Origin of the sequence: Paenibacillus oceani (genome assembly GCF_014705615.1) — a bacterium.
Lineage (GTDB): Bacteria > Bacillota > Bacilli > Paenibacillales > NBRC-103111 > Paenibacillus_AB > Paenibacillus_AB oceani.
Genome location: NZ_JACXJA010000049.1, coordinates 1 through 14,616, shown reverse-complemented (window position 1 = coordinate 14,616; position 14,616 = coordinate 1). Strand labels below are relative to the sequence as shown.

Below are 14,616 nucleotides of genomic sequence, written 5' to 3'. Positions count from 1 at the left end.
ACCTTCCAGGTATTGGAAGCGTATAAGAAAGGAAACGGCCGCAGGGGGGATGATCGGTTGGCTCTGGTACCTGTGTTTGGAGTCGCGTCTGCTGTTTTGTCTTTTATACTGCTCTCCGTGCTATGGATCGCGGGACTTCTTTTATGCAGGAAGCTTTCCTTTCGGGGAGGCTACTATTTTTTTCTGTTTTTGCTGATCGGCAAAATCTACTCCTTTCTGGTTACTTGGGTGCTCTCGCCCATCCTCCAAACGTATATGGATTCCGTCAATGCTGCCTCGAAGCCCTCATTTGGAATGAGGCCGGGAGAACTGCTCATGTGGATTTCTTATGCGAACGGCTCCATTACCTATCTGTTCCAGCTGATAGCGTACGGCTGCCTGGTTATCGGGTTTTATCGGATGTGGGCGCAGCGGAAGTATGACTTCCGCTAATTTCGCAAAACCCGCAACTTTCATGCCTTAGCGGAAGTTTGGTTACCGTTATTTTAGCTTTTTGGGTTGATCCAGGCGGTTATGCAGCAAATAGCGGAAACGATATTTCCGCTATGGGTCGATTTCCTGCTGCAAGAAACAAATAACGGAAGTGATACTTCCGGAAGAGGGTAGTCGGGCCGCAAAAAACTATCGCGATCCCAAGGAGGGAACAATGGCTATTTACTTGGTTAGGCATGGTAAAGACGAGGACGGGTTTCGCGGCGGCTGGAGTCAGCGGGGACTCATCGCGGAAGGGTACAGACAATCCGAGAAACTAGGCCGGTATCTTCAGGAAAACCGGGATGTGTACAACATTCATCGGATCGTTAGCAGCGACTTGCAGCGTGCGCTGGATACCGCAAATGAGATTGCCCAATTCCTTGACTTGCCGGTGCATCGCAGCCGCGACTGGAGAGAAACGAACAATGGCCTAATCGCCGGGATGCCGAACGAGATCGTAAATGAACGATACCCCGGCTTGTATTTTTCAAGTTTACGGATGGATGAACGATATCCTGACGGCGAAAGCCCTATCGAGTTTTTTACGCGAATCCGGGAAACGTTTGAGCAATTGTGCGAGGAACAGGCAGCAAGCAGTCACCGTGAGCATGTACTCGTTGTTACTCATGGCGGGGTCATTAATGTCATTTACCATGTTCTAAAAAAATTGGAATGGAGCAATACCAACAAATCGTTTCCTGCGGCCAACACCAGTGTTCATAAAGTGGAGCATCGTGATGGGAAATGGCAAGTTACGCTTGAAAATGTCCTTCCGCACTTCTAATAAGTTAGCTCCGTAACGGGCAGCATAGTTCAACCCAAACAAAAGAAAGCGAAAAATTCAGCTATTTCAAGTATCACCGTTGAAAGTCGTTTAAGAAGAACGAGGATAAAACTTAAAGAGGAGATGTATGAAATGGCTGAAGAAGTTCGGGTCGCTCAGAAAGTCGATAGTCCATTTAGCCAGCGGGATAAGGCTAAGATTAAAGCGATGATCACCATTGACATGCATGTTTCCGATTTGAAAAAGGCATTGAATTTCTATGTTGAATTATTAGGCTTCACCTTAGTACGACCACCATTCCATCTCGATCAAGACGTTGAAGACAATGCTATTATTCGAGTCGATGGCGGTCCAAACATTATTCTTGTTAAGAAACCAAATTCACAAAACAATGGCAGATCCCCCATCGTCTTTACCTATCATACCGATGATATAGAGGCTGTATACTCTGTTCTTAGGGACAGTGGCATACGAACGAACGAACGGTTTGACGATGGATGTGGGAAGTGGTTGGAATGTTACGATCCAGATGGAAATCTGGTTTATGTGCACTCTGATTGATTCCACAGGCCCACAAGTATACCAAAGGCTTTAAGAGTCATACACGGACAAATGAATAGTGATTTGGAGGTAGTGGAAATGGTGAATAGTAACGTAGGAGGTTTTGTATTAGCTAAAGAGATTCTTTCTGTATTTATTTATGTAAAAGATTTGGAAAAGTCGAAACAATGGTATTCGGAAGTACTCGGACTAAATTTTGGTGGTTTTGATGGGAACAGGACGAATCAGTTGGGGGTTGGATTAGTATTATTCGAAAAAGAAAACTTCAGCCCTTGTTCTGAATCTTTATTTGTAATCCAAACCTCTAATCTTGAGGAAAGCTACAACAAGTTGAAGGAACTACGAGTGGAAGTTAGCGAAATAAATAGGGAAATCAATTGTTTTAACTTAAAGGATTTAGATGGAAATGTAATCACAGTGTGGCAATAAAAAGTATAGGACTAACTATGAAATCTCAGAGAATGTGGAATGCATTTTAAAGGTTAAAAACGAGGAACGTGCAGATCGACTTAGTAAAGGGGATGCAAGGTCGTCGATTACTTCGACGGCCTTTTTGAATGCTCAAAGAGTGTCAGAAAGCATACCTTTCTGTAAAACGAATTACAGAATATCGCTTCTGTTTTATATGTCGCACCAGCGTAGGCTCGTTAACAACCGCAGCGAAGAGAATAATTAAAAATTAAGCCGGACTAGCAAAAGATTCCCGCCAGCCGAAGCCAGCGGGGGGCATGCTACCTGATCCCTAACGTTCTCATTACGGAGAATCAGTTACGGTAATAACGAGGTTTGCAGTTAATACCGGAGTAACGACTACAGCTTGCGTTGTGACACTCGGACAAGGAACCGTAATATCAAGATCGACCCCAAGTATGGGTAAGAGATCAATAGTGACATTGCCTCCTACCTCGGGAAAAGGCACGGCCGTAACCAGATTAACCCCCACCGGAATCGTGACCGGCGAGAGGTGGTACGGTTTGAACGATAGAGGCCAGAGTAATTGTAACCAAGCAAAATGTCGCTGCTCCCATGTTATCAACTTCTCCTTTAGGACTTTGCCAGTCCCTAGACGACTGGCCTTTTTCGCACCGAATGTCCTATCAGGCTCTGCGAGCGCGCACTTGCAAAATGTAGAGCGCAAATACGACGTAACAGAGTCCCCAGGCGACCGAACCCAAATCCGACACAGCAGGGATAAAGTAAATGCCGGGATATACGATGAACAAAATCAGGCTCCAAATGGGATAAACGCGGGCACGGATCGCTGTAAGGCTGAAAACGATCTGCCCGATCAGCGTCAGAATGGAGTTAATGGGCAGCAGCATTGAGATGTAGTTGTGGTCTTCTGGCAATAAACCCAGCATGTTGTTCCAGACGAGCGCTGCCGTCAGCGAACTACTGACGGAGAGAAGCAGCACCGAGATCAAACCGAGAAGACCGCTTCGCGGTGCCTGATACAGGTAAACTCCGATGATGCCGATCCCCATCAACACGCAAGCGACGAATCCGCTAACCAGCTCCGGCATGCTGTCGGCTCCCCAGATGTAGGCGGAAGGCGCCATACAGATTCGTGCGATTCCTCCCAGAAGCGCAACAACGCCTAAAATTCTAATGATTTGTTTTACTTCCATGAAACCGTTCCTCCTCGACGAGTGGTGAAAGATTTGCCGTTCTGCTACGGAACGGCGCAAGCTCCTCATTCATCATAGATCGTGTTCACTTGTACGACCAGTTACCGTTTGTCATCATCTAAGTCATGTATGTCATGATCGCGTTCGTACCTCTACACGCTTCGGGCGGCGTTTGCTGAACTTTAGCCAACTTGATTTCCATCATCATCGTGGATGACCGGAGACTGCTTCGGGAGGGCCAGCAGAGTCCACTATTTTTGGACAACCTTGTCTTTACGGGCAAAGCCGGAGGAGAAGAGCCGGGAGGAGAACCTGGCGGTGAAGATCCAGGTGAAGAACCGGGAGATCCGATCGAGCCGGTCGAGGGATTGTACTTGTTCGATGACAAGCTGGCGGATTCGGTAACGAACAACATCTGGGGACAGGTCAACCTGGCGGAAGGCTCGGTGAAACGGACAGGCGCTCGTTCGATTCGCTTTACTCCAAACGGAGACGGAGCGTTGTATCTATACAGCACTCAACTGCTGACGGTGAACGACTACGACAAGCTGAGACTGTGGGTGCATGGAGGTTCCGAAGGCGGACAGCAAGTACAACTGGCGCTGACTGCAGGAGGCGTAACGGCCTTCGGACGCCCGCTCGAGCATTGGCTGCCGGAAGGGGCTGTACGATGGTCAGTTCGTCGATCAATCCTGGATTCAAGAGCCAGTTCGACTCATTCCGCGCATGAAAGAAGTCATCGAGCGCAATCAGCCCGGACTGAAGCTGGCGATTACGGAGTACAACTTCGGCAACGGCTTCGGCGTTACGGCGGGTCTGGCGCAGGCGGAAGCGCTCGCGATCTTCGGCAAGGAGGGTGTCGATCTGGCCACACGCTTCGGCAACTTCCAGGCGGACACGCCGATCGAGTATGCGTTTAAGCTTTATCTGGATTACGACGGTCAAGGCTCCAAAATCTCAGGAAGCAGCGTCCGCACCGATTCGTCGCGCTATTTATCGCTGCCTCTGAGACGATCCCTTTCGTTTTACTTGGCGGAGCCTCCGCTCGGAGGCCCGTTTTTGACGACTGGCTTCTTAATGGCCATCTCCGCTTGCTTGAAGTAGTAAGCGGCGCCGATCTGGAAGCCGAGTCCGAAGCCTACGACGTCGCCGGCTCCTTCTACTGCCTTGCCCGATTTCAGAATATGGAACTGTTTGGCCAGTTTATCCTGATCGAAGTCCGTCAGCTTCAGCTTAAGTGAGCCGATGCTGTACTCGAGCTTGGGGAGATCCTTGTTGCTCATCATGCCGCTCAGCACTTCGCCCAATCCGTACGTATACGCTTTGGCGGCTTTGATGATTTGTTCGTAATCGTCCAGCTTTAACGCGAAGGAGCTGACGCTCCAGACCGAAGAACTGACGCCGATAAACGCGCCGGACATGAAAGCCATATAATCGTCGCCCGTCGGAGAAACGGGCTCAAGCGACATCAGGTACTCCGCGAAGCTTCCGTGCTCGCCCGTGTCCGTGACGGAGATGGTCTCGTAGGTGTTCGGGTCGATCTCCAGCCAAGCCCAGCGGCTTTCGCCCTGAATGCTCGCCGGCCGGTTCGGAATCAGCATGATCGCGGGAGAGGTTTTGGCCCGTTCGATGAGCGTGTCCGGGAAGCCGTTTTCCTCCATATACTTCAAATCCTTGTTTCGGTTGTTCCTGAGGCTCAGGAACAGCATCGTATTCTCCGGGCTGCTCTGCCATACGTCCATGAAATCCGTCTTGTCACCCGGCAGCGCGGCGCCTTCGAGCCGGGAGGCGAACAAGCCGCTCATGATGTGAAAGCCGCGGACGGCTTCCTCCGAGCCCCGATGAATCCGATTGGCGCTCTGCTGCAGGTCAACGCTTGTTCGGAACTTCGATTGCGCCCGGTCGTTTCGGATGGTTACGAAAATCACCCGTTCCTTGTCGACGCGTCCCGCAGTAACGTCCAATACCGCTGCGAGTTCGTTTTCGTAGGCGGTTTGATTGGCGATAATCCGATACAGAACGCTTCGGGTATACCAGATGAGCGCGGAGTGGTCATCCGGTTTTTCCGTCGCCTTATGCACCCGGTCGGCCGCTTGCTGAAGCGCTTCGGCTGCTTCGGCGGACAGATCGGGAAGATTGACCGCGACCGTATGGAAGACGTCGGCGATCTCTTCTCCGTCCTTAAGTCGGGTTTCATGCGTGAGTTTCTTCTTCGGCAATTGAACCTCGATGCGCACGCCAACGATTTTCTGTTCGTTAGCGTCGATCAGACGGTTGCCGACGATTTGCAACGTCTGGCTTTCCAGCACGGCGGTATACTTGCCTTCGGAACCGCCCGCGCGGATATCCACCGGCTCGCGGCTCAACTGATCAAGGTCCAGAGCGGCTTCGAGAACACGAACCTCCTCGATTAATGGCTTATCTTGGCCTCCCCCTCCGCCGAGCGCGCCGCCGATGTCCCCGGTGATGCCTCCCACTCCCCGATCCTCTTTCGCTTCGGCCATGAAATAGACGCTGATCGTGCTTTGCGCGGACGTCATCCGCCTGCTTCCCTGACCGCCGGGGAAGAAGGCCAGACCGTCCAGCTCTGACAGGTCTTTCATGAACGGCACGACGAAGATTTTCGTTTTTCCTTCTTCGTCGAGGTAGGACCATGCGGGCAAATGCTTCAGAATTACCGAATCTACCGCTCCCAGCTCCGCAAGCGCCGCTCTTCCCCGATCGGTTACTTGCACCATCCTGAGCGCCGGGCTGTAACCGAACTTGGCGAGCAGGCCTCCGGTCAGGTAGGCCAAGTCGCCTTCGGTTCCCCAGCCTTGCGCCAACACGGCTTCCGGGGAGCTCCGATAAGTCGAATACGGGTCGGCGGAGGGCAGCCATCTCAGTCCGTTCACCAGTGCCTGGAAGTCGGACCACGTCTTGACCGATTCCAACTGCAGCATGCCGTGAACGGTTGGCAGAGGAGCCGGAATGCCTTCCTTGCGGCCTTGGCCGGCGTCGAAATCGGCCGTCCGCACGGCGTCGGCCGGCACCTTGGCGGCCTCCAGCGTGCGGTGGCGGCTGATCGCTTCCGTGAGCGCCTTCGAGAGCTGGATATCGAATTTCTCGTCCAGAGGCGGCTCCACCCGTTTGACGAGCAGCCCGTTTTCCTTGTAGGTTTCGTTGCCGACGGGAAGGTTCAGGTCGGCGAACAGGTCGGATTGCAGCGTCCAGTTCAGATCCGCTTGATTGTGAGGGATCGAGAACACGAGCAGCCCGCGCCGCGAGGCGCCGTCGAATACGGACCAATCCTTATCGACGCCAAGCAGCAGTTCGTCGGTAACCGGGTCTGCCTGCAGATCCGAAACCTCGCGTCCTGCCGGCGATTGAACCGGCACAAGCTTAAACGTCTCGCGGAAGCCGGACGATCCGAAGCCGTCGGATTCGTCGGCAACCGTCACGTCGGCTATGACGAAGTTACCGCTGCTGGACTCGATGTCGCGAATGCGAGCCAGCGAGTTGACGACCAGCGATACCCCCTTGTCTGGGAGCATCGCTGTGTTGTCCGCACCTAATGCTCTTGTTGCGTCACCTGCGCCCACATTGTCCGCCGAACCGTCTCTTACCGGAAGCACCGTCGCGCCGCCGAAAAGGTCGACGTATAGCTCCATCGGCATAGCCCCCAGCGCATTCGGCGTCTGAAAGGCCAGGCGGGCTTTGTTGGAAGACCCGGGACCGAACATGACGGGTCGCAGCAAGCCGTGAGGCAGCAGGGCGGTGGCCGTATGAACGGGGATAAGGAAAGGGCCCTCGGCTGTTATGATGTTCATATAAAACCGATCCTGCGGGTTCAGCTTCAGATCGGCCTGAACCAGGGATTTCAATTCGGCTTCCACGATTTTGAACACGCTCGTTTTGCGGGTCAGCGCGACCTTCTCGATATGATCCGTTTCACCGAATGCCGTCAAGACCAGCTCGAACGTATCCGAAAGCTTGCCTGTGGCGCTTTTCGGCATGCCGGCCAATACGGCGGGCTCCTCCCTCGGCAGGGAACCTACCAAGGCGAGCGATATATGCCCGTGTTCGACGTCGTAGTAGTGGACGGAAGCCCGTTCAATCTCTTCGTCAGGTACGAGAAATACTAGCATTCCTTTAACGCTCTCGCCTTTTTTGACCGTGATGTCTCCTTGTCCGGAATGCGCCAGCGGCTGTTCCGTCAACCAAGTGGCCGTCGAAGCCGGATAGGTGCCCTCGCCGTTTACGTTCATGAAGAAATGCGAAGCGAAATCCGGAATCAAGTAGTCGGCTCCGCCCGGGTGAGCGTTTGTGAGCTCCATCTCGATAGCGGCAAAGCTGCGTTTCGCCGGCGCATCTACACCCTTCAGCTTTTTGAGGAAGAGAAGCTCCCGGGCCGTCCATTCGACCGCTTTGTTTTTCCCTTGGCTGTTCAGCGGAACGCGCTTGTAGATTTTGACCTCCTCACTCGGCAGATCGCGTCCGTAGACCAGCGCAGCTGTTGCCTGTTCGTATTGCGCGACCTTCTTGCCCGTCTCGTAGCCGATCGTCTGGAATTCGACCTTGTCGCCTGCGTCAAGCAGCACAGGGAAATCGACCAATCGATCGTCTGAATAAATACGAGCTCGGCCGTCATCCGATTCGTTGCGGACGGCGAGCATCAGCGGGATTTGCTCGGAAGGCCGCTTCTGGACTTCAGCAAGCGCATCTTGGAACGCTTTGGCCAATATGGCCGGATCTTCCGAGATCACGTACTTGCCTCCCGATTTCTCCGCCGCCCACTTGAACGCTTCCGCGCTGTCGTCCGTACCGAGGCCTACCCACAGCACCTGGATGCCCTCTTCTTTAATACCGGTCAGCATCTCTTCGAAAAAGGCCTTTTTGCTCTCTTCGACATCAAGCGCCGCATCGGTCAAGTAGACAATAACGCGCTTTTCGGAAGGGATTTGCTTGATCGAATTGTACGTCACGTAGACGGAATTCAAAATGTCGGTTCCCCCGACGGCCTTCAGGTTGCCCAGCGCCTGCATCAGTTCAGACTTGCGAGAGGTGAACACCTGATCGAACTTCAGCTTCGCGGAGAAGCTGAGCAACTGCATCAAGCTATGCTCCGGAAGCTGTCCGACGAAGTCGTGGAACAGATGCTTCACCTTATCGATCCGGTAAGCGCCGTTGCCCGAAGCGGGATCGACATCCATCGATCCGCTTACGTCCAGCGTCATAGCGATGACCGGAACGTCGGACGGAGATTGCTCCTTCGGCCGCTCGTAGGTGAGCTCGAACCGATTGCCCAGCCTGTCGTTAATGGCGGCGAACACATGCTTCAGCGCGGCTGTATCCTTAGCGGGATAATACGTTCCTTCCGACATCGCTGCCAGCTCCAACAGCGTGGAGTTATCGTGATCCGGACCGAAGCCGATCGAGTAGATCGGAATGCCGGAATGCCCCACAGCTTGCTCGACATCGCCCTTGCTCGCCTTGCTGCCCGTTCCCGCCTTCTCGGTGTTGCTGTCCACTCCGTCGGTGAACACGACCAGCGTCGGCCGCTGCTTATCGTTCAGCAGGTTCAGTCCCTCAATCACCGAATCGTACAGCTTGGTATGTCCTAGCGCCTTGATCTGACCAAGATTCGCCAGTACATCCTTCTTACTCGTGCCTTCCAACACCCGAATCTGGGAATCGAAATCGATCACCTGGATATAGGCGTTGTCCGGCAGCCCTTGAATAAAGGCGCGGGCAGATTCCAGCACTTGCTCCATCGACATTGACATAGAGCCGGAGGAATCAAGCGCCAATACGACGCTAGGCGGCGTCTCGATCCGATCGAGCTTGACCGGCTGTCCCGGCCTGCCTCCCTCTACAATATCGATATCCTTCATATCGGGCGTAAATTTGGGGTTTTGGGAATCGAGCAGCATGAAGGTAACGCGGGCCTGATTGCCCAGCTCGACAGCTTCTTCGATTTTCAGCTTGCTCTCTTCGCCGCTGGCGTCTCCAATTCCGTCGTTCCGATAGGCGCTCTGCAGCAGCGGCTTGATCTCCAGCTCCGTCATCTCTCCCGCGCTGACGGGAACCAGCCTCGTATTCAGAGGGGGGCGATTTTCCGGCTGTGCCACGACGTTCCAGAAGCCGGAGGGCAGCCAGAACAGCGTGTCTCCTTCCGGCGTCTTATCGCCTTTCAGATGAAGCTCGGGGTGGGTCAATGTGACTCCCGGAGGCGCTTCGACTTGGATAAGGTCCAGCGCATTCCCGCGAACCTTGAGCGCTCCCAGCCGTTCCCCGTCTTTGACCGGACGGATGTCCTCCCCTTCGTCAAGCGTGAAGACAATTTCCTTCGGGTCGGTATCCGGGCTCCAGGACAGCTTCCACAGCAAGGGGGCGGACGTATCCTGGGGAATATCGCTCAGCGTATAATGATTCGTTTTGTAGGCGAACAGCTCTTGAATGTATGACAGATCTCTACGGTACTGCCCTTGCGAATACGAGCCTTTGCCCGACAGCCGAACATGGCCTCCTGCCAGATCGACTTTGAAGCTCTGGTACTTGTGCCGTTCGTTGTCCGTCATGAAATAGATTTCCTGATTCGGGTAAGACGATGTCTGGAAGGAGACGGATTCTCCATGCTTCAGACGAAGCTCCTTGTATATCTTCAACAGGTATCCCTCGCCGCTCTTCGAAGCGACTCCCCACCAGGCGGTTCCCTCCGGATCGTCCGCGCGAAGCACCCAACTGCCTTCGGAGGCGCCCATATAATATTTTCCGCCGAGCTCGGTAACGTACAGCCGCAGATCCTCCCAGGGGTCGGTTTGCGAATCCTTCCATTGCACCTGCAATTGCCACAGATCCCCGCCGGTGATTCGGGACATTTCCATGTTTTCTTCATCGACGTATTTCAGCTCCTGGGTCTGATTCGGAGTGTAATTGACGGATTGATAGTTGTCTTGGGAGCCGAACGGATTCAAGTAGGGGATCGCGATATCCCACTTGCCGATCGGATACGTCTTTCTGCGCGGCAAATCTTTGACGGCCTCTGCTCTTCCGGACGGTCCCGGAGCGACGGATTCGACGACCGTGCCGAGGGGGCCGCGGTTATTCTTGACCCATACGACAATAGCGCCAAACGCCAAGAGCGCGCCGACGAGAAGAAGCAAGGCGATCTTGGCGTTCTTATTGGCAAGCAAGCTTTTCATGGACTGTCTTTCCTCCGTTCCCGCTCAATCCGTCGCCGAAAAAGTATGCCCGCAGGACGGACAGAACCGGGCATCCAGCGGGGACGCTTTGCCGCAGACACAGTCTTTTTCGTTCGCGATCGTTTTGATTTGTTTTTTGTTCTCCTCGATTTCGTGTTCCAGCCGTACGATTTCCGCTACGTCTGATTGATAATCCGATTCCGCGACCTCTTCCAGCCGACCGACCGCCTTCAGGAAAAACAGACGGCCGATGCTCTGATGCAGCTTTTCGATTTCCTTCTGTTTATTGCTGTTCTGCAGTTTGAGCTTGTTGACCTCCACGACGATTTTCGCCTTGCTGCCAGCTTCCGAGAAGCCCGATTTCACTTTGTCCATGAAGCTCATGTCCATTCCTCCCAAGAGATAAAGGTTTATTACGTTCATTGTAAAAGAATGCCGAGACACCCCCTAGTTACAGGCTGTCACCTTTTTTGTCATCTCCATTGATTGTTTCAACATAAGGAGATTCGGCAGCGGGCGATGACAATGATGTGACAACTCCAATGACATCTTGTAACTGGCGTCCGGTTATCAAAAGGAATACGATGAAATCGAATTTCGCTTACAACTGCAGATGTAGGAGTGCTGCGGATTTTTGACGAGGAGATGGGAGAATGGGAAAGTATTCAGCTAAAGCGGTCATTTGGCTCTCCATTCTGATTCTTGTCCTTGCCTGCACGGCATCGTTCGCCATGGCCAAGGAAGATGAGGTGGAGGTTTATTTTAACGGGGAGCTGCTTGCATTTGCCGATCAACAGCCGGTGATCCAAAACGGGACGACACTCGTGCCGTTTCGCGCAATATTCGAAGCACTAAGTTATGAAGTAGAATGGAACGGCGAGGAAAGGAAAGCGATTGGGATAAAAAAAGGACTGGAAATCGAGCTGACGATCGACAGTCTGACCGCCAAAGTCAACGGCCAAGCAGCGGAGCTGTCCGTGCCGCCGCAAATCATCAACAATCACACGATGATTCCGCTGCGATTCGTTTCGGAGAACAGCGGCTATGACGTAATTTACTCACAAGAATCCGGCACGACAGTCATCCGGATCGGCACAGGTGCGCCTGCCGGCAATACGGCGGGCGAAACGGGTGATCAGGCGGAGCCTTATGTCGTGAAGGGCAAAGTCGTCAACCCGCAAGGCGAGCCGATCAAGGGCGCTTTGATCACGATCGACAACCAACTGCTGTACAACAGCAATTCGCAAATCAAGACGGACGCGAACGGACAGTATCGGATCGAGCTGACAAAAATGGCGGCGACTTATAAGGCGTATGCGGAATATTCGATCATGTACGAGGGTGTGAAGCATAGCGTCGATTTGATTCCCGATGACGATAGTCCGTTCGCCGGCAACGAGGGCGCGGTCCGCAATTTTACCGTCAAACTCGATAGCTCGACCGGAACGGGCGGAAGCGCGGAAGTGCTGTTCTATATGATGGATCTCATTCATCCGCTCGACCCCGTCGCCGAGCCGCCGAACCGGGACGACGTCACGCTGACGCTCGAGCCGGAGGGCAAGATGCTGGACGGAACCTCGGGCAAGAAAATCGTCAGTAAGGGCAGCCGGTCGAACAACGGTTACGGCGTGCATAACGTGCCGATCGGCAAGTACAAAGTAAGCGCGGTCTATGCGTCTCCCGGAGCCGAGCCCCAGCACATGCTGATCAGGGTTGTGAACCCGGGTCAGGATGATCCTTTTCATCCATCGGTCGTCGCCGGCTTCCAAAGAGTCACAGACAAAATCTACAAAATGGAGCTTGAGCTGAAGCTCGATGTCGTCAAGCCGCCGGCCGAGGACCCGTCGGAGATAGATTGGGACGCGGTCTACGATATTAATGGCAATCGGATAGATCAGAACAAGGAATGGAACTGGTAACGGTCCGAATACAAAAAAGATGGGAGAGCGTAAAATGAAGAACAGGCAAAAATGGAGTATAGCTATGTCCGCCGTCATGCTGATAGCCATGATTTTCGCGACAGGCTGCTCGAAGGTCGAAAAGGCAATCCAAGAGGCCGAACAGGGAACGACGACAATCACAAAGGGAAACGGCGAGGAGATTAAGCTATCCAGCAAAGCGGACATCCCGGATTTGTTCCCGTCCGACGTGCCGATTCCGGACGAGATTCAAGTTACGTCGTCTATCGGCGGCAAGGATTCCGTCACGCTGACGATCGAAACGAAGATGCCTTACGATGACGTAGTCAAATTGTATTACGACTATACGAAGCGAGCCGGCTACTCGGAGGTTCATAAGCTGGAGGACAAGGATTTTATCAACTACTCGTCCAAGAAAGGCATGGAACGGTTCGTATTTACGCTGCAGCTCGATCTGGAGGACAAAAAGATCGTTACAGGAGCTCTGGTCTATTCGAATAAGCCGGAGACCGAACAATAAACGAAAATCCATTCTAAACGACGGAAAGGAAAATGAACAATGAACGTCGAAAATCCGGAGCTTCAAGCCGAACCGACGGATGTCGCCAACAACAAAGGGATGGCGATTCTGGCCTACATTCTCTTCCTTATCCCGCTGCTCGCGGCCAAGCAATCGAGGTTCGCGATGTATCATGCCAATCAAGGGCTGATCTTGTTTCTGGCGTTGGTTGCCGTCAATATCGTCAGCACGATCGTCCCGGTTATCGGCTGGCTCTTGATCGGCCCGCTCGCGAATCTGGGTTTATTCATTCTCGCAATCCTAGGAATTCTTAATGCGGCCGGGGGAAGATGCAAGCCGCTTCCGCTCATCGGAAGCTTCCGGATCATCAAACACTAATCGAAAACCGCGTCTCACGGACCGCCGCTTTTTTCCTTAAGGAGAATAGCGGCGTTTTCGTGACTGTAGCAGGGGTTTAAAGATCACCCCGGCTGGATTGACTGCCGCTGAACAGCGCGCCGACCAGCGCTCCGTGAACGGCGCCGTGAAATCGCGGATCTTTGGGATGCGGATCGAAGGCGAACGCCGACCTGATCCGCGGCTCCCGTTTATTTGACTCCAGGACATTTAAAAACAGTGGGTGACTTGAGGAAATTGCTCGAGGATCAGTTTTTAAGCATGCTTGCGTACGTGGCCGAGAGGAACGCAAGAAGAACCGGCAGCGACAAGCGGAGGGAACTGAGGTTGCTAAAGCAGACCGGGGAAAGCTCGGTCGTCCGAAGGTCAAGATCGGTGCAGCATTCGCTCTCGTCTATGATGAATGGAAGGCTGGGCGATCACAGCTACAGATGCGATGAAGAAATTGAATATGAAGCATAGAACATTTTATAGGCATGTCAATGAAAACGAAAGCAATCGTCTTTGTTGAACTCGCTCGAATTTTTTGTCGAGAATTCGAAGGGCGGTACATTGATGGCTTCGAGAGCCAAGGAAGTGAGGGAGACGCTTGGATCGGAATCTCCTTTCCCGAGTAAAAATTGGCAGGCGGTCACCTATTATCCTTTCGCGCCGCTTGCAGCGACAACGAACGTCGATTCCAAAGCGAGGAGCATCTATGAGAAGCATCTGAATGCGTTGCTTGCGGGAACGGTCGATCTCAACACAGGCTTGCGTATGATGGCGGAAGAGACACAGAAAATGATAGACGAGCAGCCGAACCCATGAAGCGATTGTTAGTGGGATGCCGAAGTAAAGTGAAGGTGGCTCAGCTAACGGGTACGATAGTTGAAGGCAGCCGTCCAGAAGAAGCGATCGGCTGCTTTTTTTCAGTTAATGGGCAGTTTAATTTGGAAGATTTAACCTGAAAAATTCATACTCAATCGAACTTTATAATAATTCATTTTATAGATACAACGCAGTGCATCAATAAAGGAGGGGCGGAGGCTGGATAAAATAAAGATAGCAAAAATTGAGGGGTACTCACATTCCGCACCCCTACGACTCTGAAAATGGCGAATTTTGGTGTATGCTAGAGTCATAGAATCGAGAGTCGGGTCGGGAGCGGATG

Annotated in this window: 12 protein-coding genes; 9 read left to right on the top strand and 3 right to left on the bottom strand. The window is 52.9% G+C overall.

The annotated features are described in order from the left end of the window. Nucleotides 1–57: 57 nt before the first annotated feature. From IDH45_RS28295 to IDH45_RS28280, 4 genes are all read left to right on the top strand, one after another. A complete protein-coding gene (locus tag IDH45_RS28295; RefSeq protein WP_190931516.1) occupies nucleotides 58–432 on the top strand; it encodes a hypothetical protein in 375 nt (124 codons plus the stop codon). A gap of 214 nt (nucleotides 433–646) precedes the next feature. Continuing rightward, entirely contained in the window at nucleotides 647–1,258 is a 612-nt protein-coding gene (locus tag IDH45_RS28290) for a histidine phosphatase family protein (protein ID WP_190931515.1), read from the top strand. Between the two features lie 132 nt (nucleotides 1,259–1,390). Continuing rightward, complete coding sequence (locus IDH45_RS28285) at nucleotides 1,391–1,819, top strand: VOC family protein (protein WP_190931514.1); 429 nt, start codon at nucleotides 1,391–1,393, stop codon at nucleotides 1,817–1,819. Nucleotides 1,820–1,897: 78 nt separating this feature from the next. After that, the gene (locus IDH45_RS28280; protein ID WP_190931513.1) at nucleotides 1,898–2,248 is read left to right on the top strand and encodes a VOC family protein; all 351 of its coding nucleotides are present in this window, start codon (nucleotides 1,898–1,900) and stop codon (nucleotides 2,246–2,248) included. A 668-nt stretch (nucleotides 2,249–2,916) separates the two neighbouring features. Here the strand turns inward: IDH45_RS28280 and IDH45_RS28275 are convergent. After that, nucleotides 2,917–3,447: a hypothetical protein gene (locus tag IDH45_RS28275; RefSeq protein WP_190931512.1), complete on the bottom strand. Its 531-nt coding sequence runs from the start codon at nucleotides 3,445–3,447 to the stop codon at nucleotides 2,917–2,919. Between the two features lie 726 nt (nucleotides 3,448–4,173). Here IDH45_RS28275 and IDH45_RS28270 point away from each other — a divergent pair. Beyond that, entirely contained in the window at nucleotides 4,174–4,551 is a 378-nt protein-coding gene (locus IDH45_RS28270; protein WP_190931511.1) for a hypothetical protein, read from the top strand. On the opposite strand, the gene IDH45_RS28265 is transcribed toward IDH45_RS28270, so the two are convergent. After that, nucleotides 4,473–10,631 (bottom strand): VWA domain-containing protein, encoded by a 6,159-nt coding sequence (locus IDH45_RS28265; protein WP_190931510.1) that lies wholly within the window; start codon nucleotides 10,629–10,631, stop codon nucleotides 4,473–4,475. The two genes, IDH45_RS28270 and IDH45_RS28265, sit on opposite strands and share 79 nt — an antisense overlap. A gap of 24 nt (nucleotides 10,632–10,655) precedes the next feature. Then, nucleotides 10,656–11,015, bottom strand: a complete 360-nt coding sequence (locus IDH45_RS28260; RefSeq protein WP_190931509.1) for a zinc ribbon domain-containing protein — start codon at nucleotides 11,013–11,015, stop codon at nucleotides 10,656–10,658. A gap of 269 nt (nucleotides 11,016–11,284) precedes the next feature. On the opposite strand from IDH45_RS28260, the gene IDH45_RS28255 reads away from it, so the two are divergent. The 4 genes from IDH45_RS28255 to IDH45_RS28240 all read left to right on the top strand — a co-directional run bounded on the left by IDH45_RS28255 (nucleotide 11,285) and on the right by IDH45_RS28240 (nucleotide 14,273). Further along, entirely contained in the window at nucleotides 11,285–12,550 is a 1,266-nt protein-coding gene (locus IDH45_RS28255) for a stalk domain-containing protein (protein ID WP_190931508.1), read from the top strand. A 34-nt stretch (nucleotides 12,551–12,584) separates the two neighbouring features. Further along, the gene (locus IDH45_RS28250) at nucleotides 12,585–13,070 is read left to right on the top strand and encodes a hypothetical protein (protein ID WP_190931507.1); all 486 of its coding nucleotides are present in this window, start codon (nucleotides 12,585–12,587) and stop codon (nucleotides 13,068–13,070) included. Between the two features lie 39 nt (nucleotides 13,071–13,109). Beyond that, nucleotides 13,110–13,448 (top strand): DUF4870 domain-containing protein, encoded by a 339-nt coding sequence (locus IDH45_RS28245; protein ID WP_190931506.1) that lies wholly within the window; start codon nucleotides 13,110–13,112, stop codon nucleotides 13,446–13,448. Between the two features lie 573 nt (nucleotides 13,449–14,021). Next, the gene (locus IDH45_RS28240; protein WP_190931505.1) at nucleotides 14,022–14,273 is read left to right on the top strand and encodes a hypothetical protein; all 252 of its coding nucleotides are present in this window, start codon (nucleotides 14,022–14,024) and stop codon (nucleotides 14,271–14,273) included. Nucleotides 14,274–14,616 lie beyond the last annotated feature (343 nt).